23 protein-coding genes are annotated in these 20,276 nt (G+C 45.7%); 21 read left to right on the plus strand and 2 right to left on the minus strand.

What is annotated here, in order from left to right:
- Positions 1-196 precede the first annotated feature (196 nt).
- On the minus strand, positions 197-373 hold the full coding sequence (locus tag L1N85_RS24545; RefSeq protein ID WP_235241656.1) for a hypothetical protein: 177 nt from the start codon (positions 371-373) through the stop codon (positions 197-199).
- 513 nt (positions 374-886) lie between these two features.
- On the opposite strand from L1N85_RS24545, the gene L1N85_RS24550 reads away from it, so the two are divergent.
- The 21 genes from L1N85_RS24550 to L1N85_RS24650 all read left to right on the plus strand — a co-directional run bounded on the left by L1N85_RS24550 (position 887) and on the right by L1N85_RS24650 (position 18,110).
- Positions 887-1,279, plus strand: a complete 393-nt coding sequence (locus L1N85_RS24550; protein WP_235241678.1) for a DUF4258 domain-containing protein — start codon at positions 887-889, stop codon at positions 1,277-1,279.
- A gap of 227 nt (positions 1,280-1,506) precedes the next feature.
- Positions 1,507-1,749 (plus strand): hypothetical protein, encoded by a 243-nt coding sequence (locus L1N85_RS24555; protein WP_235241657.1) that lies wholly within the window; start codon positions 1,507-1,509, stop codon positions 1,747-1,749.
- A gap of 89 nt (positions 1,750-1,838) precedes the next feature.
- Positions 1,839-2,090 (plus strand): hypothetical protein, encoded by a 252-nt coding sequence (locus tag L1N85_RS24560; protein WP_235241658.1) that lies wholly within the window; start codon positions 1,839-1,841, stop codon positions 2,088-2,090.
- Between the two features lie 29 nt (positions 2,091-2,119).
- Positions 2,120-2,461 carry a hypothetical protein gene (locus tag L1N85_RS24565; protein ID WP_235241659.1) on the plus strand — a complete coding sequence of 114 codons (342 nt, stop codon included), beginning with the start codon at positions 2,120-2,122 and terminating at the stop codon, positions 2,459-2,461.
- A gap of 4 nt (positions 2,462-2,465) precedes the next feature.
- Positions 2,466-3,038, plus strand: coding sequence for a hypothetical protein (locus tag L1N85_RS24570; RefSeq protein WP_235241660.1), 573 nt, complete (start codon positions 2,466-2,468; stop codon positions 3,036-3,038).
- 312 nt (positions 3,039-3,350) lie between these two features.
- Entirely contained in the window at positions 3,351-4,049 is a 699-nt protein-coding gene (radC, locus tag L1N85_RS24575; RefSeq protein ID WP_235241661.1) for a RadC family protein, read from the plus strand.
- 1 nt (position 4,050) lies between these two features.
- The gene (locus tag L1N85_RS24580) at positions 4,051-5,607 is read left to right on the plus strand and encodes an AAA family ATPase (RefSeq protein WP_235241662.1); all 1,557 of its coding nucleotides are present in this window, start codon (positions 4,051-4,053) and stop codon (positions 5,605-5,607) included.
- Between the two features lie 166 nt (positions 5,608-5,773).
- Positions 5,774-6,286 carry a hypothetical protein gene (locus tag L1N85_RS24585; protein WP_235241663.1) on the plus strand — a complete coding sequence of 171 codons (513 nt, stop codon included), beginning with the start codon at positions 5,774-5,776 and terminating at the stop codon, positions 6,284-6,286.
- Between the two features lie 2 nt (positions 6,287-6,288).
- The gene (locus tag L1N85_RS24590) at positions 6,289-7,104 is read left to right on the plus strand and encodes a hypothetical protein (protein WP_235241664.1); all 816 of its coding nucleotides are present in this window, start codon (positions 6,289-6,291) and stop codon (positions 7,102-7,104) included.
- A gap of 15 nt (positions 7,105-7,119) precedes the next feature.
- A complete protein-coding gene (locus L1N85_RS24595) occupies positions 7,120-7,650 on the plus strand; it encodes a hypothetical protein (protein WP_235241665.1) in 531 nt (176 codons plus the stop codon).
- Positions 7,651-7,782: 132 nt separating this feature from the next.
- The gene (locus L1N85_RS24600; protein WP_235241666.1) at positions 7,783-8,931 is read left to right on the plus strand and encodes a hypothetical protein; all 1,149 of its coding nucleotides are present in this window, start codon (positions 7,783-7,785) and stop codon (positions 8,929-8,931) included.
- Between the two features lie 98 nt (positions 8,932-9,029).
- Entirely contained in the window at positions 9,030-10,061 is a 1,032-nt protein-coding gene (locus tag L1N85_RS24605) for a TIR domain-containing protein (protein ID WP_235241667.1), read from the plus strand.
- On the plus strand, positions 10,058-10,285 hold the full coding sequence (locus L1N85_RS24610; RefSeq protein WP_235241668.1) for a hypothetical protein: 228 nt from the start codon (positions 10,058-10,060) through the stop codon (positions 10,283-10,285). The genes L1N85_RS24605 and L1N85_RS24610 overlap by 4 nt, the downstream gene beginning before the upstream one ends.
- 250 nt (positions 10,286-10,535) lie before the next feature.
- A complete protein-coding gene (locus L1N85_RS24615; RefSeq protein ID WP_235241669.1) occupies positions 10,536-11,747 on the plus strand; it encodes a protein kinase family protein in 1,212 nt (403 codons plus the stop codon).
- A 671-nt stretch (positions 11,748-12,418) separates the two neighbouring features.
- Positions 12,419-12,958 (plus strand): hypothetical protein, encoded by a 540-nt coding sequence (locus L1N85_RS24620; protein ID WP_235241670.1) that lies wholly within the window; start codon positions 12,419-12,421, stop codon positions 12,956-12,958.
- Positions 12,959-13,241: 283 nt separating this feature from the next.
- Complete coding sequence (locus L1N85_RS24625) at positions 13,242-13,448, plus strand: hypothetical protein (protein WP_235241671.1); 207 nt, start codon at positions 13,242-13,244, stop codon at positions 13,446-13,448.
- A 260-nt stretch (positions 13,449-13,708) separates the two neighbouring features.
- Positions 13,709-14,464, plus strand: a complete 756-nt coding sequence (locus L1N85_RS24630) for an N-6 DNA methylase (RefSeq protein ID WP_235241672.1) — start codon at positions 13,709-13,711, stop codon at positions 14,462-14,464.
- A 233-nt stretch (positions 14,465-14,697) separates the two neighbouring features.
- Positions 14,698-15,135 (plus strand): hypothetical protein, encoded by a 438-nt coding sequence (locus L1N85_RS24635; protein WP_235241673.1) that lies wholly within the window; start codon positions 14,698-14,700, stop codon positions 15,133-15,135.
- Positions 15,119-15,460 (plus strand): hypothetical protein, encoded by a 342-nt coding sequence (locus L1N85_RS24640; protein ID WP_235241674.1) that lies wholly within the window; start codon positions 15,119-15,121, stop codon positions 15,458-15,460. The genes L1N85_RS24635 and L1N85_RS24640 overlap by 17 nt, the downstream gene beginning before the upstream one ends.
- Before the next feature lie 227 nt (positions 15,461-15,687).
- Positions 15,688-16,542, plus strand: coding sequence for a hypothetical protein (locus L1N85_RS24645; RefSeq protein WP_235241675.1), 855 nt, complete (start codon positions 15,688-15,690; stop codon positions 16,540-16,542).
- 134 nt (positions 16,543-16,676) lie between these two features.
- Positions 16,677-18,110 carry a DNA cytosine methyltransferase gene (locus L1N85_RS24650; protein ID WP_235241676.1) on the plus strand — a complete coding sequence of 478 codons (1,434 nt, stop codon included), beginning with the start codon at positions 16,677-16,679 and terminating at the stop codon, positions 18,108-18,110.
- Positions 18,111-18,182: 72 nt separating this feature from the next.
- On the opposite strand, the gene L1N85_RS24655 is transcribed toward L1N85_RS24650, so the two are convergent.
- Positions 18,183-19,403, minus strand: a complete 1,221-nt coding sequence (locus tag L1N85_RS24655; protein ID WP_235241677.1) for a replication initiation protein — start codon at positions 19,401-19,403, stop codon at positions 18,183-18,185.
- Positions 19,404-20,276: the final 873 nt, after the last annotated feature.

Here is a 20,276-nt window from a genome sequence, read left to right on the forward strand (position 1 = left end):
CGAGATCTGAAGATGATCTCATAACACCCTTAAGACCGCTAACACTACCAGTCTGTCTGTTTTAAGTTCAGATTATTATTTTTGCAAGAATCAAGTTATTTACGCTCTCAGTAACGATGACCATACCATCAATCTTCTGTCAGAAGAAAATAAAGTTGTAGACTGTCGGCTCTAACGGGCAGAAAAAAGCCCGGCTTTATGGCCGGACCTCCGATTGTTCTTTTAGATTTTTGCCATGCAAATTTTCTTCCACGTAAGATTCGGTTGGCGGCAAGGTATTGTGAGTTTTGAAATAGTCGATTAGCCGTTTTTCTTCTTCTGGATCGCCTTTGCTCGCTTTACGGAAATAGGCTCTCCAATGGTAATCAATCATGGCGTCACCCCTTAATTAGAGTGTTTACAATACTGTCGTAACTAAACCATGAGGTTAAAATTATCAGTCTAATACTTTATTTTCAGATTTCTCTTAGTGGAGTGCCTCATTGGGGTTTTCAGTCTAATACTTATTTTTCAAAAGCTAATGTCTTTCTAAATCGAAAATCGCGTCAAATCAACAACTCGAGTCTAATACTTTATTTTCTTCGAACATACGAAACTGTCTTTCAGCCTCTACAGAAAAAATCAGTTGCGCCAATGTCACCTAATACCTTTTCTATTGCTCGTCCCCAGTATTTCCGATATACTAAGGGTATTACGAATAAACATTAATTATCTCCGCCGTCTCTCATTCAGCGGAGAAGGAGCGTTGCTTTACAGCAACAATAAGCAGTGTAGCCATGAAGCAGAAAGTGCAGTCCAATCTCTTTATTTGGACGTGCCTTTTTTAGCATTCGGGCTATTTTTTTGTCTACTATCTGGCAAAGGAGGTAATAAGCACGTGGATCACATGAAAAAATACTGGTCACAAGAACTGGAGTGTATCCGCAAGGGCGTTAACAGACAGGACGGCTATCAAACCACGATCTCTCCTCATTACATCAACGACCGTTATAACAATGATACTTATGCGGATCGCGTGTTTAACGAACTGGATATCCTGTGGGCAATTTCCAATGGACAGATCGTTGAGGGCTATGATAGTGGCGAAAATGGACGAGAAGGCTCTAAAAAGGGACGTAACCCTGAACCTGAACGCATCGTTGTCGGACCTGCTGTATCGGGTGATTATTGCGTGGTTGTTGTACTGATGAAGACCGGTACCCGGTTTATCGTCAAAACAGTTTTCCCCGCCGATCGCGCCCGCTACACGAAATACATTCCGACGGGAGGCAATTTATAATTCTATTTTTTGAGGATGGTGGAGAAGGATGCCAACAAAAAAATGCGACCGTGTACAGGCTCTCATACTGATTGCTTGGATCATCGGTACTTGGATTGTAGTCGATCATTTAGTCTTCGGTTAATTCGTAGCAATTGTTTGGAGTAATTCAAAACCCATGATAAAATTAAGTCATAGGAGGGATGTTTATGTCTCGCTGTGACCGTTGTAGAGGAGAGATTCAAACTATGTTCATTAAGAGCGAACGCCCTTATGACGGCGGCGTGTTGGTCGTTACCGATGTGCCTGCTGAAGTATGTGGCTGCGAAGAGGGACAGCAAATCTTGTTAGGCGATGGTGCAATGATAGCGGGATATGCAAAACATCTCGCGAATCTGAACATCGTCGGCAAAGTCGAGGTTTCGCTTAAAGACCTGAAAGGTAAATTTTCTATTCAGGACTTCGTTTCTAAAAACGTATCTCCCGCGTAGGATACGGCTTAATAACATCATATTGGATGGTAATTAGAAGGCGTCTCTGGCGTCTTCTTTTTTTATGCCCAAATTAGGAGGTAATTCGCATGATCAAACAGGTTTCGATTCAGCTCAACCAAAGCATGGTATGCGGTGGATGTGCTTTCGTGGAGCGGGACGGCCGGAAGGAAACCATTTTCTTTGATGTGGTCAAGAGCCAGCCTATCGCCGTTATCGTCGGCAGTCGCGGCAAACAGCTTACGGATGAGGATGCTGATTTCTACGAAAAGTCGCTGCTCGCTCTCTTTATCAAGCACGACGTCCCCCTCAAAATCGGGGTCTTCGCAGTACCGGCATGACAAAACTGAACCGAAGGGCGGTAATTGGAATGAAACATGAACAAAAGAAGGTATGTCTCCTGCTCAATCTTGGCGGATTCGAAGCGCGCATGGGTGAGAACTTGGAGCTCGCGAAGAATTACGGCGAAACGGTGTATTCCCTGACTGGCGAAGGTTTGGTCAAAGTTGAAGTGGGTACCTATCTTGTTCCCGCGAGTGTTCTCGATCTCACTCCTGCTGAACTGCTTATATGGGGTTCACTGATAAACGAACAGCTGCAGGAGGAAGGATTTGAGGCAAGCGACGCTGTCATTTTGGCGGCTGGGAAGAACTATCGGGGTTTGCTTCCTCTTGGCACGACTATCGCCCAGGGTATCAAGTTAGGGGCGTGAGCCTATGAAGCTGCAATATGTTGCTTTCAAATGGAGGCTCGATTTACCGCTTGACGGTATATTGGATGCTTTTGAACAACTGAAGCTTCACCCGGATGCCAAGAAGCACAATCACTGGACCCGCTCCATCGGCGATCATCTTCTGCAGGTGGAATATAGGCCGGGCATTAGCAATAAGGAACGATCGTTCTTTTGGATCCGTTGGCAGCAAGCAGACGGAAACACCGATAAGAGCGGTTTTGAGCGATTGCTAGCCGAATGGTTCTATACAGTCAGCCAGTACGAGCCAACAACCGTTTACTGGATGCAGGCTGTCGTCCATGTTGAGGAATTCCATTCTCTTTATGGATTCCAGGAGTCGTCACCGCAAATCTGGACGAAAGAGGAGAAGCAGAACCGCTATTCTTTCTTTCCCATAAAGCCGGGCATCTATCATTTTGAAGTCCGGTGCAAGGATGTAAAGAAGGCGATCCAGCATCACCGATTTTCGGTTTGGCTCGAGGACCTGAAGCATAATTTGCTCGGGCATACTCGGCCGAACGCTCAGATTCAATTCGATATTAACGCCGCCGGTTAACCGGCGGCTGCGATCGAATGCAACACAGGCAAGAAGTTGGAGGTAATTGGAAGGTTTCACAAAAAACCATGATGTAGGGAGGAAGCCCACTGCCATTTGGCACCGGGGCTTCCCCGGGCGTGGTATGGGCGAATTAGTATGAGTAAACAACAAATGCTTTTGATGATGAAATGTTCCCGATTGACGAAGAAACGCGAAACTCTGAAGCAGTGCACCGTTATCGGTCAGCTCAGCTCACGGAAGTAGTCGTTGGAACATTGGGGGTGCGCTGCGCCCCTTTTTTCATATTACGAATCCCAGGAGGTAATTGGTATGTATAGTAATCTTGCGGTGCTGAACAAATCTGCCGTTAAGGAAGTTAGGGACAATTTCTTTCTGACTTGCAACGCCGGTACGCTATCCAATAAAGAATTGCTAATTATGATTTTGGAGCCTCTTATGCGGGATAAGTCCTTGTCCTTGACAGTGGATGACATTCTTCAAAAAGGGCTGCCTTATCTAGCATCTCTATCCGAATACGAACTTTCAACGTTATTTGGACTTAATGAAAAGCAAAGCTTTCATTTGTTGGCGGTATTTGAAATGGCGCGACGAATCGGTAGAATGGTTATCTCCGATAAATGGGTAATCCGTACTCCAAAAGACATTCAGGAATTGATATATGACCTGAAGTTTTATGATAAAGAACACTTCGTTGCAGTATTCCTTAATACGAAGAATGTTGTGATAGGTCAGGAAACCATATCCATCGGCACCCTGAATAGCGCATTGGTTCATCCCAGGGAGGTATTTAAAGCAGCTATTCGCCGGGGAGCGGCTTCGATAATTGCATGCCACAATCACCCTTCGGGTGATCCTACACCTTCTCCAGAAGACATTTCCCTTACTCGGCGAATTGCAGAAGCAGGTGAGATTATCGGAATTGAGTTACTGGATCATGTGATTATTGCTGACAACAATTATGTAAGTCTTCGGGAAACAGGACATTACGTTCCTCGGGGAGGTAATTAAAATGCAAATCGTTGATGCAGAGATCTCCGGTTTCAAGCTGCACCGGACGAAACGGTCATTCGACTTCGGCCGAATCAACCGGATCAGCGGTGGTAACGGTAAAGGGAAGACGACGATCTCCGAAGCGATAGCCTGGTGTTTCTACGGCTGCGACCTCTCCGGGCGAACGAAAGACATTTTCGACCGTCTGAAGAACGCTGGCGCCAAAGAAACGAAAGTAGTTATCGGTGTAGAGATGCCTTCAAGTGACGGCACACTCACCCGATACGACTTCTGCAGGATCCGCAAAGGGAAGGTCACTTCCTTGTATCTAAACGGGCATGACGCCAAACAGTACGACTTTGACGGCTTGCTGGGTCCGATGGAGCTCTTTCTCAGCATTTTTGTCCCTGGCTATTTCGGTACGATTGCGATCACGGAGCCGACTAATGCACGTAACTTGCTAGTGTCGATGCTGCCCAAACTCAATCATGCTGACGTACTGGCCAAGCTGGATGAAGAAGATCAGGTGCGGATTGAATTGCTAGACATGATCAATCCAGACCTTACGCTGAAAAACCTTCGCAGCGAAATCAACGAATTGGAGAAATCACTCAAGAACATCCAGGGGAAGATTGATTACCTTCGGATTCAAAGCATGCTCGACGTCCCGATGCGGATTGTGGAGGAGGATGTGCAGTACCTGAATACCTTGAAGGAGGAATTCACCCTGTTCATTGCCGGAGGCGATCAGGTCGACCAGCATGACCTCAGCCCGCTCCTGGGACGACAAGCCGAGCTTCGCTTTATGTTTGACGAGCGATATAAGAAATTCAAACTGCTAAAGAGTGAACCTCTTCCGAAGGCTGGCGACCAATGCCCGGCGTGCCGTCATGCGCACACCGAAGCGGAAGCGCAAGCTGAATTCTCAAATCGGAGAACGAGCATGATCGAGCTTCAACAGCAATGCGAGGCTATCAAGCAAGAGGGGATTCAACTGGCAGCGGAGATCGATAGGAGGACCAACGATAACAAGGAAGCCATGCGTGCGTTCCAAGAAGAGAGGGGCCGGACGATCGCGGAGAAACAGGCCGAGATCGAAAGTCTTACTGCCATTGTGAACGGACGTGCTGCAAAGCTTAAAATGGCGAAGGACTTGGATGAGCAGCACGAAATCTACGGAGAAACAGTATCCGAAGCGGAAGAGAAGAAGGTGAGTATTCAATCCCTCAAAAACTTCATGCTTCAGTATGTGGAAATGCAGGTCGCTTACGTGAATTCCTTCATGAACCTGGCTAAAATCCAGTTGTTCAAGTATTCCGGAACCACCGGCGAAATGATGCTCGACTTCAGCATTACCTACGGAGAAGAGCAAACCGCATACAGCTCGCTGTCGAATTCCGAGAAAATTCGTTGCTCGATCGAGCTTGCAGGTCTGTTGAACCGGGTGCAGAACAAGACTTATCCGGTTTATATCGACAACGCGGAATCGATCGAGGCTTTTGACGAACCAGGTACACAATATTTTGTGGCCGAAGTCGTCAAAAAGGCTGATCTTCGAAGTGAAATCGTTGCGTAGAGACGGGGGTAATAGGGGAGATGGCAAGCAAGGTGCCGTCTCCTCTTTTTATTCACCGAGGAGGAAATTCGAATGGTTTAGGGATTGTCGTATTGGTGTGCCTTGGTGATATTCATTTCATGGCAACATGACTGATCCCTCTCATTTCAACAATGGAGGTATTCATATGACAACCTTTTTGGTGCTATTCATAACGATTGTTTTTACGATCATCCTGTTTCCTATCTGCATCGCTATTTTACTTCCATTGATGACCTTGAGCCTTTGCTTACAAGCGAAGTGCAGGGGCCGATACCTTAATCGGTATTTCATCGTGAGTCGGCGAAAAGACGGCACCTATGTCCTGCACTTTCTTCCGTATCTCGGTTATTACAACCTCGGCAAAATTCAATTCCGACGGTTCTTACTCGATGCGATCCAGAAATTTGAAGCAGGCTATCCGGACACTATTCTTGTTGCACAAACACTTCTTTTTCAATCCGTAACAAGGGCGGAGGAAGGGAAGATCGTTCCAGGCAGCCGATTATTTATAATCGGCCATCGTCTGATGATGGACTTCCTGATTCTCCGAAACATAGCGCATTACCGGAAGAAAAACGGCCGCTGGGTATTCGCCGATTATATCCGTGATGTTCATCAGAAAGTTCCCATGGAATATCCCATCACGGGGAGGAAGTAACCATGGCGGTGCAGCTCGCGTTATTTGACGTCCCTGGCATGAAAGATAAGGAAACCATATCCGTCGATGTCTTCTATAACGAATTCCAATCGTTAGGCACTCACCAACGAAACCATGCAGGTTATGGCGGTGATCTTCGAGCGGAGCGGGAGATTCGGGAATTGATCAATCAAGGAAACAGGTGTCATAAGGAGTGGAAGGAGAAAGGCATTTCGGACGATACGTGCAGAGATGAGCTCTATGAGGTAATCGTGCGTCTCTGGTGCGTGAAGGTGAATGGATTGATTAGCCGAGACATTTATGGCTCTCCGGTAACGCCCAAGACGTACACGCCCGCATTCGACGACCACCTTGCCAAACGGATTCCTCCGGAAGTGATGAAGGTCATTCCGGAGAACGTCCTTCTCGTGAACTATGAGGAGCATAAGGAGATAGAGCATATAAGCCACTTTGTCCTTTACTATCGAACGGATACGAAGGAATGGTACAGCGTGATCGATCTCTACGATCTCCGCAAAGGCAAATGGATGGGTGCCAGATTTACAAAGCTGTATGGCGACCAGTTTCGTGCGGACCGGGAAAACCAGTTGTGGACTCGGGCCGGGTATGAACAGGCGAAAGCAGATAATCGATTAGATCCGCAGATTGCAGCTGTTTGGACGAACTATATTAAATTCTTCGGCCGCGGCGAAGCGCTCTGCCGGCTCGGACTGCCACCTGTTTCAGCCGGCTTGACCGAACGTGACTTCGAGGAGGTCGATAAGTATGCGTGGTATCGAACCGACTTCAGTTCGGATGCAGGCCGCTTCTCTAGATGAAAGGAGACTGACCGCATGCTGAAGGTTGAGCAAATCGATTTGTTTGAGGTTTTGGAGAAAATGGTGGAACAACAGGTTACAGCAACGTCGACGCCATTGCCTATTGAACCGATCTCGGTTTCATCGGCGCCGAAGATCCCGGATATTCATCATCTTCATCCACCCCGGATGCCTATCTTTTACCGCTGCGTCGATGCTATTTCATGGCCTTGGCATTTTGCGACAAGCCTTTTCGGTCTTGGCGTATGGGTGAATGTCTACACAGTGACTCGCGCCTTTGGTGGCCGGGAGAATGGCGGTTGGTGTTACCTGAACTATGAGTGTGAACATGCGAAACAAGTGGGCATTTGGGAGGCGGAAACGCTCCGGCAGTATTGGGAGAAGCAATACCTGGTCAGCCATAAATGGGGCGATCTATACTCCAAGTCGGGAGGGCAGGACGTCGTGGTACTCATTGAGAAGCGCCGTGCGGCCAGCCGGACCCGATGCAAGCCTCAATTCGAGGAATCTGCAGCTCACCTGTTCCCCTATTCACTCGTTCAATAGGAATTCCAAAGAAGGTATTTTATATAACCAAGGAGGGAAGCTCCGCTGTAACCATCGGCGGATTTTCCCGCCTGGTTGCACGAGCGCATATATGAGCTATCCAAGACGGTCCGTGTTGAATGGGGGCTTCATATGAACCCCCATTTCAAATCGAAGGCAGAAAATAAGGAGCGGGCATTCTTCCGAAAATTCGGGAAGGTAGGGTACACCTTTCATACTGTAAAGGGGAAGCGCCCGAATATCATTCAGAAAGTTACTTCGGATTTCATTTATGTAACCACTGAAAAGAGCAAACGTCCTAATCGCATCCCACGATCAAGCTTACGGCGGGCGCTTGCCTTTCTCTTTTATCGCCGTGTGACGACTCTAAAAGCGCTGATCAAGATCAATTCGTTCTCGAGCGCGCTTGCCGGGTTAATCAAAACGATCATGATCGATATTTGCAGGGTTTCAGAGACGAAGACGGGGGCTGTTCGGCTCAGCCTGCGTGGCCTGCGGTATATTTTCAGTGGAGTCAGCAAGGCAAAGGATGATGTGCGAATTGTGAAGCAGAATGGGGGAACCTTCATTTTGCTCAATTTCGTTAATATTCGTTCAGACCTTACGGACAGCTGGAAATTGAACCTGCAGCAGCTGGGTTTTGATTACAAATGCGTAATCCTGGATCCGGGCGCTAAGACCATCGCTGAAGCAGAACAGAAGGGGAAATTCATAAAACCAATCGATCTTGATGCTTATGCTGAGTTCGTGACCCGTCATTCCGATATCATCTTTCAGTATTTGACACTGGATATTATCGGCGATCCCGAGACTACGCGGAGAAATACGCTGTTCTTGGAGCGGGCCGTCGGGCGAAAGCCTATCCCCATCTTCCATGTCCAGAATTCACTCGACGTGCTTGAGGAAATGATTGGTGAGGATCATGAAGTCATTGCCATCGGCGGTTCGGTGTTGGTCAGTCGGAGCCGGCGGGCGGAAGTGTTTGCGGAGATTTTCAATCGCTTCGGTGACCGTGCAAACTTCCATGCACTCGGCCTTGGCACGACCCATCTGCTGATGCGGTACCCATGGTTTTCTGCTGATGCGAGCTCATGGCTGAACGGCAGAATCTTCCGAACGCTCATTTCCATAACGGGTGACGTGAAGGCTCCTGCCGGTATGACAAGCGAAGAAGCGCTCGGCTTTAACGTACGGACGCTTGCGGCGCTCGAGGATCGATATGCGGATATTCAAATGGATTTCGGTCTGATGCCGCCTGCTTTTGGTGCGGTATTAGGCTGATCAGGATAATGGTGTTGGACAGGCCTTCCCCGTAATGAGGGATGCCTGTATACTTATAAACAATTGGAATTATCATACCCTAGAAGGAGATCAGAGCCTTGACGACAACCATTCGTAAGCCGAACGTCTTTATCGGCTGTTCACGGGAAGCGATTGATTACGCCCGTGCAGTGAGCGCTCAGCTTGAATACGTGGCGCAAGTGAATCCTTGGTATGCCGGAACCTTCGGAGCCAATGATTACACAATGGAAGCACTTGAAAAAGAGCTAAATGCAAACGATTTCGGCATTTTCGTATTCGCTGGTGATGATGTAGCCATGATAAGGAAAAAGCCGGTTTTCATCACCCGGGACAATACCGTATTTGAAACAGGCTTGTTTTGGGGGAGACTAGGGAGACGGCGTGTATTCTGCATCATCCCACGGGATCTTCCGGAGCGGGACGATTTGATTCAAGGAACGAATGTCTCTGAATTTCATTTGCTTTCGGACTTGGCAGGACTTACGTTGCTCAGTTATGGACAACGCACTGATGGCAAGTACGCGGCAGCGGTTGATACTGCTTGTGGCGAAATAATGAAAGCCATTAAGCAGGAGCAATTGTTTCAGGACCCGATAAGACTTCTGGAAGAAAAGCAGGCCGTCATCGATCGGAAGCAGAGCATCCTCCGCTTTTTTTGGGAGTACACTAGAAATGTAACCGTGACGAATCCTATGGAACGTTACACCGCTTTTTCTGAGGCGATTCGCAACTCCTTCTTGCCACCTCGTGATTTTATTACAACCGGTGCGGCAATTTGGAAAAAAATTGATGATGAGAATATCCATCAGGTTGGTGGAAACGTAGGCCGTGGAAGAACCTACAAACTCAACGATAACGAAGGAAAAGCAGCTGGAGATCAAAAAATCTACGTCGTGGACGCCTTCAATACAGGAGAATTTGAGTTTTTCCTGCGCCGGGGAATTGAAGAGGTGTATATCTTGTGCTATCCTTTAGATAAGGAGTATGTTCTTTCCGTACACATTTCGGGTAATAGAGTTTTATCCGATGTACACTTTGAAGAGATCATCGGGATTAACGCTGAGCTCCTAAATACCATTAAAGCTTTGGTTGGAGGGGATTCGAAATGAAGAAAAATGGAAGAAAACCTACGGTTCGTGCCTTCGGGTCTGGCCGCGTCCGCCATCGTACGGTGCGAGGGACTAATCGCTTTGTGATCTCCGCGAGTAATGGAAATAAGCGTGATTCCAGCATTGGAGTTGTATTCACCGGTCCATCCGTTGAAGGCACAGACAAGGAATACGTAAAGGTCTATAGTGGCAAGGTAATCGATAAGAAACCTTCGTTCGCATAAAGTAAGGTAAACCGCCTCGGCTTCGGCTGCGGCGGTTTTTTTGTTTATTTGTTCAGTTTATCCGAGTTCCAATGGTCGTATTATCCACTAAAAAAATGTTGTAGACTGAAAATTAAAGTATTAGACTGAAAAAATAACGTAGAAGGCTTGGAAAAAATGTATTAGTTTGACTACATTTCTATAAGCAGTGTTAGCAAATCAACGGATTTATCCGAGGAATAACTAAATTAATTAAATGGAGTTGATAGAATTGTTTAATTCACTTGCAGACGAATCAATTATATTATTACAAAGAAAACTGAATCAACTTACACAAATATTTAGTAATGACAATACACGAATTCTTGAAGACTTATATCGACTAGTACCTAATAAAGATCAGAAAGCCTTATTTTCATTGATACATAATGAATTGAACTCTCTGCTTGGATTTATGTATTCGAAACACAATGGACATTACAATGCAGAAGAGAGCCGAAAGCTTAAAACGATTATTGATGTAGTGCAAGTTTTAGAGTCCAATCTAAAAGATACGTCCTATCATTTTAAACTTGACGATTCTTACGAAGCGGTTTTGAAGCAATGTAAGACGTTTCTTAGTTCATCTTATGGTAGTGGGATACCTGACGACCTGCAGGTTATTGAGCTTATCGATCATAAGCCTATATTTCACCTACTTGAATCCGTTTCTGTGCCTGGTTTGCCAACCGTTGTATACCCCTTACTTTATGCTGGGGAGGGCTCGTATGCTCATGTCTATAAATACTTAGATGAAAAGTATAACCTTCCGGTGATTGTGAAGAGGGCTAAAAAAAACATGACTCCAGAAGAATACACCCGTTTCCGGAATGAATTTAATGATCTAAAAAAACTAGATTCTCCCTTTATCATCAAGGCGTTTGAATATAACGAGGAAAAGATGGAATTTACCATGGAATGTGCGGATGAAACGTTAGACAGGCATATTACAAGAATGAACGACCGTCTCCCTATGAAGTCACGGATCCGTTTGGTTTCTCAACTCTTCCGGGCTTTTGAATACATCCACAATGAAAATCTTTTACATCGCGACATATCATATTCCAATATTTTAATAAAACATCATGAGGATGGTACTACTTTTATTAAGGTGGCTGATTTTGGATTAGCAAAAGACCCCAATAGAAACCTCACAAGGCAGGGTACAGTGATCAAGGGAGTTCTAAACGACCCTAGCTTAGCCGTTACCGGTTTTGAAAATTATGAGCGTAGACATGACATATATGCTCTTTCCTTTGTGATCAACTTCATCCTCACTGGGAAGAAAAATGGTCTTCACTCAACAGATGATGCGATTTATGAATTTTTGAGTCTTGGAATTGATGCCGACCTTAATAAAAGATATTCGAATGTCCCAGAGATGGAAGCAGCATTCCAACGAATCATTCCAGTGCTTTATCAATCAGGCGGGATTAAAGTGTAACTACGACTCCGAATTCGGTAAATGGAGTTGGTGATGTATACGAAGGTTGATGTTTATTAAAAGCAACCGAGATGGTATACTATAGTCATTCCGATATACTTAATTTTCCTTGCAGTACATATTGTTCATGCAGGGAAGGAGCCGCTTTACAGCGATTAAACATAGGTACGAAATAGGAGACCATTCAAACATACGGGAATCGTATGTTTTTTTGCGTCTCCTTTTTTTTGTACCAAAAAAGGGGGAAATTCGAATTGGATATTTCGTGTACAGGGGACTTAGATTCTCTATTCCCGAAACGGTGAGCTTTTACTGGATGTTCGTAATGCTGCAGATGATGATTGCTATTTTAGCCACACTGCTAAAAGGTGCGATTGTATGCGATTCGCAATCGGGGTGTTGTACTGAACCGACCTCCAGTGCGACCGTCCTGGTATTCCAGTAAAAACGGAATCCAGAAGCGGGCTAAAGGCAAGGAACTGGTGTTCGTGGATATTCCTATGAGCATGTTTTTTTTCGGGGATAACCGTTTTATTCGGCTCAAACCAGATGCTCCATCTACAAGTTAAAGGGAATCGGTCTCCGGTACGCGAAACGGGGATGCCGAACATTTAAAGTCGCATCGAAATTGGTGGTAATTTGCAGCGAACATACCAAAGGAGGCAATTTGAATGGGAAGAGAACAACGATCGGGTATTGGCTATGGGATGAACGAAAGTGCGGCTCGTAAGGAATTCAGGGATGGATTGAACCGATCCTACGGCGATGATACTTACGCCGGAGGCGGGAACAGCATAACTGAATGGATAAAATCTGTTTGCGAAGAAAAGCCGGTTCCATCTGCCGCGGCAACCAAGGCCCAAAAGGTCAAAGTCGTGCCGAAGGCTCCTGGTAAACTGGTCAACGGCTTCCGGATCACCAACGAGACGCCTGAACTCATACGCCTTCAATTCCGTGCCAGTCATAACAGCGGAATTGAAGTCCCGCCAGTAGTCGAGGAATTTACGCTCACCGCAGGGGATGCGAGCAAGAAAGCGGAGGAATTGGCAATGAAACTCAATTCCTTTGTGCATGTGATTCCCGCCCGCCTATGGCAGGATGAGTCGACTAAGCGGTTATCCGAGCCATCCCGCGTCCAGGAAGTGTTACCGGTTGGCGGCAAAGAAGCGAAACCCGGTAAGTGGCGCTTTGAAGTAGAAGTCAGCGTGTGATGAGATAATTCGAAGTCTCAACGAGGAGGCAATTGAAACATGAAATTTTACGAAGAAGAGAAACTGAATGAATAGCATCTCTACTTGCCGTCGATCCCGGTAGCCTGCATGTATGGTCCGATAACTCTGTTACGGTCGGCAATAACGAACGGGTTGAATATTACGCAACGCGGGGAACCCGCAAGCGTGATACTCTTCTAGGGCACCAGGCAGGTATCCGTGTATACGTTCGTCGGCTTGAATAGGCTTGTCATTCAGAATAGGAAGAGAAGGAGCTGTTTTCATGCGTAGAATTCAGGAAGTTGAACTCGTTTTCGAAGAAGAGCAGATGCGCCGGATTGTGATGAAGGACAAGTACCTGAAATTCGTCTATGACGACATGGTAGGAAAAGGCCGTACTGAAGCGGATGCCTTACGTATCATTTTCAATTCAAATGTCATTGGCGATTCAGTTATGATAGACCTGTACGAATCCTGCAAAACAGGGTAATTGTTAACCGGATCTGACAGGGGGGAGCTAAAGCTACGCTCCCCCCTGTCATGCACGACTACAGGAACGGCATACGAAGCAATTTTCTGATTCCCGACCAAGGAATCATCAACGCGTACCAGCTCTCTGAACGCTGCGGGCTCAATGCTCGTTCGTTGTCGGTTCGTCCATGCTGATAAAAATCAGATAGTTTTACCCTCTGCACGGGGAATGTCAAACTCCCCCGTGCAGAGGGGGAGGTATAGGAAGGTCGATCACTGATGACCAAGGAGAAAGATAAAAGCCATTTATACCGGATTACCCGCTTCACCCCAGAGAGACTTTCTCGGCTGTCGCATGAAATAGCAGGTTATGCCGAGGCCATCGGGGGGATGCCGCAAAGCCATTCAGAAGTCTTCGATAAACGGGGGTGGCTATTGCCCTTCTTGTTTGCATATGATGCTCTGTTATGGGGGCGCTGGAATTATTGGATGGATATTATGCAAAAGGGAACGATTGCCGGGAGCGGTCCTATCCCTCAAATCGAGTGGACCGACTTTGGTACGACGGGAGCGCTTGCGACTAAGAAAATGTTCGACAACTGCTTATCGCATCATGAAACCACGATCGATCAATTTTCGGACTGGCTCCTTTGGGGATTAGCTGGAACGGATGAGAAGCCCCGTATCTCGGAGAAACTTAACGAACACTTCTACCGGGAATTCGATTTATTCCTTGTTCTCGACAATCCGACTGATTATCTCTCACAGGTATTATGTGACGAGACCGGAAAGGGATATAAGGCGGGGCTCGGATACTATCCGACGCCGTTCCAGGTTACCCGCATGATGGTTGAAATGACGCACGGCGACGGAGACAAGGAGGAAAAGAAGCAGCAAACGGTAATGGATTCTTGTGTTGGATGCGGAGCCATGCTGTTGCCAGCGTCAAACTACTTCCTTCGCGGATATGGGCAGGATATTTCCGGCATTGCCGTGAAGCTCTGTAAAATTCAAATGTACTTCTATGCGCCGTAGTACGCCAAGCCCGGAAACGTGTACGGATATGACGTGATGGAGGTTCCGATCCAGCTCGTCCCAGCCATCCCGAACCGAAACGTAACGTCCGATCAACTTGCATTCGCCTTTTGAGCTATAAAGGTTAATTCAAATGAATTCAAATAGTTTCGCTTCTTTATAGCTGATTTCCCCCTGCACGGGAGCCTAAACAATACGGCTCCCGTGCAGGGGGGGCTATAGGAGTGATCGATATGAATAGTTTGTTAATGGAGGCAGGCGGCATGAATGCTATCCTGCAAAATACTACGTTGGAGTATAAGACAATATGGTGCCGGCTTGAGAACGGAGGCTATTGGTGTTACCGTTCCCGTCCTGCGGACACAGCTGAGCAACTTATCAGAGACTATAACAAAGTCGTACAGCCTGGACGAAGGTATTACGCGTTCCCACAAGGTTTTGACGCTAACATATTAGGTCCTAATCCGTTTGCCCCGACCTTACTTCAAGCAATTGAGGATCATCTTCGTCATCCGAACGATGTTAAATATCGTCGTATCAAAGATCAGGTTGTTAAACTGGCAATCCATGATTATGGGATGACGCAAGAGGCAGTCGGTTCAATTGAAATGGGAATCACTGTTTTACACCAACAGGCAGAGGAGCGGGATTGTTATGGCACAAGAGATTGAGATCACTCTCCGTCTTCGTGTTTCTGATGAGCAGTTACAGGCTGCCGGCATGACGGCAGCGCAATTCGCTCAAAATATGATTCTATTTGAGCATGGATTCGATATTCCATCTGTCGTCCTCTCCCAAGGGGAGCGTGGTACGGATCCGGTGGAACGGTGGGACGCTGCGATTGTAATGTCCAAAGTCATAACGGAAAGCAATGAAGGGGATATTGACCTTGCTCTGAAGCGAATTGTAGAGCAGGAAAGCCATATGAACAGTGAAATAAGTGTCTATCAGAAAAACGACGACACCAGTTTCATCGCATGGGCGATTGCGGATTAGATTTATGCTTAGATATTAAACTATTGGAAAAGTACCTCAGCATAGTGGGGGCAGGTTATTTTTACAACCGCTTTCTGATGAAGTTTACTCTTTACCCTCTGCACTTGGGGAAAATCTTCACTCCCCGGTGCAGCGGGGAGTAATTAGGAGAAATTGGTATGAAATATTCAATAGTATGTAAGTGCGCTTGCGAAGGATGTAGTCTTTGCGGAGGTACGGGCTTCATCTTGAGCACCAACCTGCATTTCGTGGATTTGAAGGAAGGTGTTTCCTACAGTGTAAAAGGGCCTTATTCGGATGAGTATTCCTTCCTGGAAGCACGTATCAGTAGGGGACCGGATACGCTGTCTGTTATCTTCATCGAACCAGACGAAACAGGTGCACGATCAGAAAATTCCCAGATCCGGACGTTGGTATTCAAAATTGAACTTCTTACCGTTCTTCGAAACATGGGCGAACGGTACGGTGTTCCGGAGAATGAAGCAGAATTCTTCATCAGTTTCCTGCTTGAGCATTCGAATTTTGATGCCTATAATCTTGATGATCTAGTGGAATCGATCGGCGTTGGCATTGAGGAGGCCGCAATGTCCGGCTGCTTCCGGGAGTGGGATGCAAAGTACGGCACCAATCTCCGTTACATGGTATCCACCATGCTTGACAGCGAATGGTACGCAGATCGTGCCTATGCCGAGCTTTGCGGATATGCGGCTAATCGAATGAGAAACGAAAACGTCTCCCTTACATGGGCATTACGGCAGTTTGAAAAAGATAGCCAAAACGCTCGGGGATATTCGGTATTCGATATTCTTACGCTTTCGGTAAAAACGATCGATCAACTGGAGCGTGACGTCCTACGTTTAATGAAGCCTGCGCTGCCTTCCAAGTTCGGACCGAATTATCAGGAGATTGATCTACTGGAAGCAATAGAACTATTTGTCCACGGAGAGGCGGTCTATGTAGAATGGGATACGCTACACCGTGTACAAAAGAACAATTGGTGTGAGTTGAATATAAACCACCTGCAGCGCGGGAAATGGTTTGTAAAGAACAGTGATTCGTCTTTCCAAGAGAGCACGAAATAATAAGGAAGCAGCCGAAGCAGCGGCTAATCTTGCTTCACGCCAATGAAGGCAATAAGAATTCCTAATATCGGAAGGAGGAAGTCCCTCGGCGCAGCGGGGGGCATACCCCCGAACCGTGTTAGGGATAATCAAAAATGAAAACAAGGCTTCTGCTTCAAAAGGTTTATACGGTTAGTAGTAAACGGGAAAAACCTCGCCTGTGGCTTCAGCACCTTGTCTGCGAGGCAGCGAATTTTAAGCCGGGTACCGATCTTTTCATTCGTGTAAACGAAGAGGATAAGACGATCATGGTTCAAAATCGTCCCTACGATGACGGAGGCGATGTTCATGAAGTGAGCGTTTCTTCACGGGTTAATCGAGTCAGCGGCCAGCCGCGTCCTCTAGTTGATGCGAGTGGAGAAAAGTTTTCTACTGTTTTATGCATCCAGGACAAGATTGAGATCAGTGTTTATCGGAACGGCGATTATGGACAAGTGATCGTTCGCCCGCTTCGTTTCCGCTTATTCGAATCGGAGACTTTTGGATCGCCGGCAGACGAAAGACTGCGATTATTGTCCATCTGTGCAGGCAGCGGGATAGGCTCGTCCCTTTTTGTTGACACGAGTTACTATACTGCAACGATGGAGGTTGAACTCGAGGAAGACAGTGCAAGCGTCCTGAAGCATAATTTTCCTTATAGCTTTTTGTTCAATGGAGATTTGCGGGATTGCAATACAGTCGCGAAAGCGGATGTTGCTTTTGTATCGTTAGATTGTGCAGAATTTTCGTCTTTAGGTAATTTAAATCAAGGGTATTTTAGTAACCTGATTCTTGGGACTTATAAAATCTTAAAAGCTGCAGAGGCACGTGTTATTTTTTATGAGAATGTTCCACAATTTTATCAATCGACGGCCTACAACGATCTGCAGCAGCTGCTCTCGCATGAATTTCCATATCAGGTCGGTCCTATCCGGCTAGAGAGTCATGCGTTCGGCAGTATAGCGCGCCGAGACCGGTCATACGCGGTATCCTTTAGGGACAAAGAAGACTTTGATTTGTTCCGTATTCCGAAGCCACCGGCCGTGCGCCACAAACGTCTGAAGGAGTTCCTGGATCCACGATCAACCGTTCACGTATGGAAATCGCTTGATAGATGGATGGACAGCTTTAAGTCTAAGGCTGAGAAGAACAATTCATGGTCTGAGAGGAATATCGATAAGACGTTTGTGGACGAAAATGCCACAGAAATACAGTGCATCCCGCGTCGATACCGTTCACATTGTGCGAGCAATTCATATGTGCTCAGTGACGACCGGAAAAGCTGGCGATTTCTCACGATAAGCGAGCTGCGACGTATCTTTTCGATACCGGAGTGGTTTGAATTCCCTGCACATATTCCTGTCTACCGTATCTACGAAATGATCGGACAAAGCGTTTGCGGGCGCGTCATTCGCGCATTTGCTAACGAAATCTCTTCGGTATTTTTCAGGAGGTACGCGATAGAAGAAACGCCTAAGCGGGAAGAGAACAACGATCACATGAAATTCTCTCTTGACCAAACAGGACAAATTGGATTTGTTATTTCTTAATGGCGTTTTCGCCAAAGAACTGAATATGAACTATAGTAAAGGCTCCAGGGGTACTTTCCCAAGGAGCCTTTTTTACATATGTAGGAGAAATGCTTCTCGTGCGAGAGGATGTTCTAAATCTTCCTCAGTTAACGGTCGCATATCACGGGATGAACGGCGTTGACTGGTCGTTTCAAATTCACGTACGATTCGCTCAACGAGTTCCTTTTGTGCTTCATGATAGGTTTTTACCTTCTCGGTTACGCATTGATCGTAAAACGATACTGTTTGCCTAATGCGTATGTTCAACTGATCTATGGATGTTCCTCGGTCTTTCTCATCCTCAGGAGTATATTCCTTTTCAGATGCGGCATAGTTTTCTTTTATGGCCTTAATTATGTATCCGGAAAGGCTGCCAATTTCTGCGTTTCGTTTCTTCTCATACACATACTTGATATTAGCGCGAATATGGTTTTCACCATGATTAGATAGGAGTTCATTCGCCGTTTTTCTATTGATTTCAAACCGGCCCAGCAAATCATATACGGTTTCACTATCAATATATTCGGCATCATTTATGCCAATCCGAGGTGCCCGATTATTGTTGTATATATGGAAGGTTACGCCGACGACTTTATTTCCATTTTTTATTTCTTCAATCGTGAATCGAATGTCTGTTTTTTCCTCGAGCTCGCGTTGTGCGTTCAAGAGAATTCGGTTTTTTAAATGACTGTATAGTGTATACTTGCCATCTTCGATCTCCAGTTTTTCTTTCAACTCAGATAGTGACGCAAATTTTCTTTTACCGAGCGGAAGATACTGCTTAAGCAGCTTATATAGTTTGGAAGAGTAAAAACTTTTGAGGTAGAGCACGTTCCACAATTTATAATTCGTAAAATTGTTTTTTAACTGCAAGAGGTAGGGACCGAGCAATTGCGAAAATTCCAGTTCAATGATCCCTTTGCCGTGATAGTACCGGGAAGCCGAAAGCCAGTTGGCTTTTAGTGTTGAATTAGTGGCCTGATCTTCGATGATGACTTGCTTATGCTGCAGACGATCGATGATTTCTCGTACCCGTTTGTAAAAGTTCTTTTCTGTTAGATCGAGTTTTTCGGCAATCTTTTTCACACTGAAAAAACAAGTCCGGAAATGTGTGTCCTCTGGATTGATCCGTGATGCTAATATATAAATTAAGCGCTCCTCATAGAGATCGAGATTGGTTCGAGCTTCGATAAGGGCATTGGATTCGGTTACGATATAGTGGTCGGCTATGCGATCGGTTTCAAAATCTAATTCGATTTCCATTTGATCCATAAAGCTGCCTCCACTCTTAATGATAGATTCATATAAAACTATATTGGACTTTACGTTGGATTTCTACTCCTTTTCATGTGGCAGTAAAAATCTAGAGATTATCTGCTAAATGCCACATAGAAGGGAATTAGGTATCGACATAGATGAGTTTAAGGCTATTTTAAACGTGATTTTGCTCATAATTGAGAAAATATAGAAGTGCCACACGTAAGGGCATCGTTCGATGCTTGGATTTATGCAATGCCACACGAAAGGGAGTAAGGGGTTCTTTTAATATTAAACCACGTTGTTAATAATTAAAGCCATAAACATCTTTTTTATATTAATTTTTTTTCTTATTTTTTAGTTTTTTGTTTTTAATTGTTTAAATCTGTTTTAGATAGCTGCAATCCCGCATGATTATTAACCCCATTAACTGCTAGTGCCACGCATAAGGGAGTGAAATGCCACACGAAAGGGAGTGTCCTATCACAAATTTGGGAGTAGCCATGCCACGCGGAAGGGTGTGGATAATCACATAGAAGGGAGTATAATGCCACACCCAAGGGAGTCTAACGGATGAAGCTCATTCTTACTCAACACTTAGTTCGATTACTCCCGTCCGTGTGGCATTTCCTAGTTTCATTACAATCTACTCCTGTTTACGTGGCATTTCAATTAGTATCCTATTGTCACCAACCGACGGGTCAAGGTATAATTTACCTATTACGAATTTCATTTCTATTCTTTGCCGTCGTTAATTCGGCAAAGACGGGGCAGCTATTTTATAGCTAATAAACTTGACTCTTGCAAAAACTTTGTCATAGAAAATCATAGGTGATTAAGTCAGAAATCAATGCTTCAACAGAACCTTTGTCGAAGCCATAAAAATAA

Origin of the sequence: Paenibacillus alkaliterrae (assembly GCF_021532375.1) — a bacterium.
Classification (GTDB): Bacteria; Bacillota; Bacilli; order Paenibacillales; family Paenibacillaceae; genus Pristimantibacillus; species Pristimantibacillus alkaliterrae.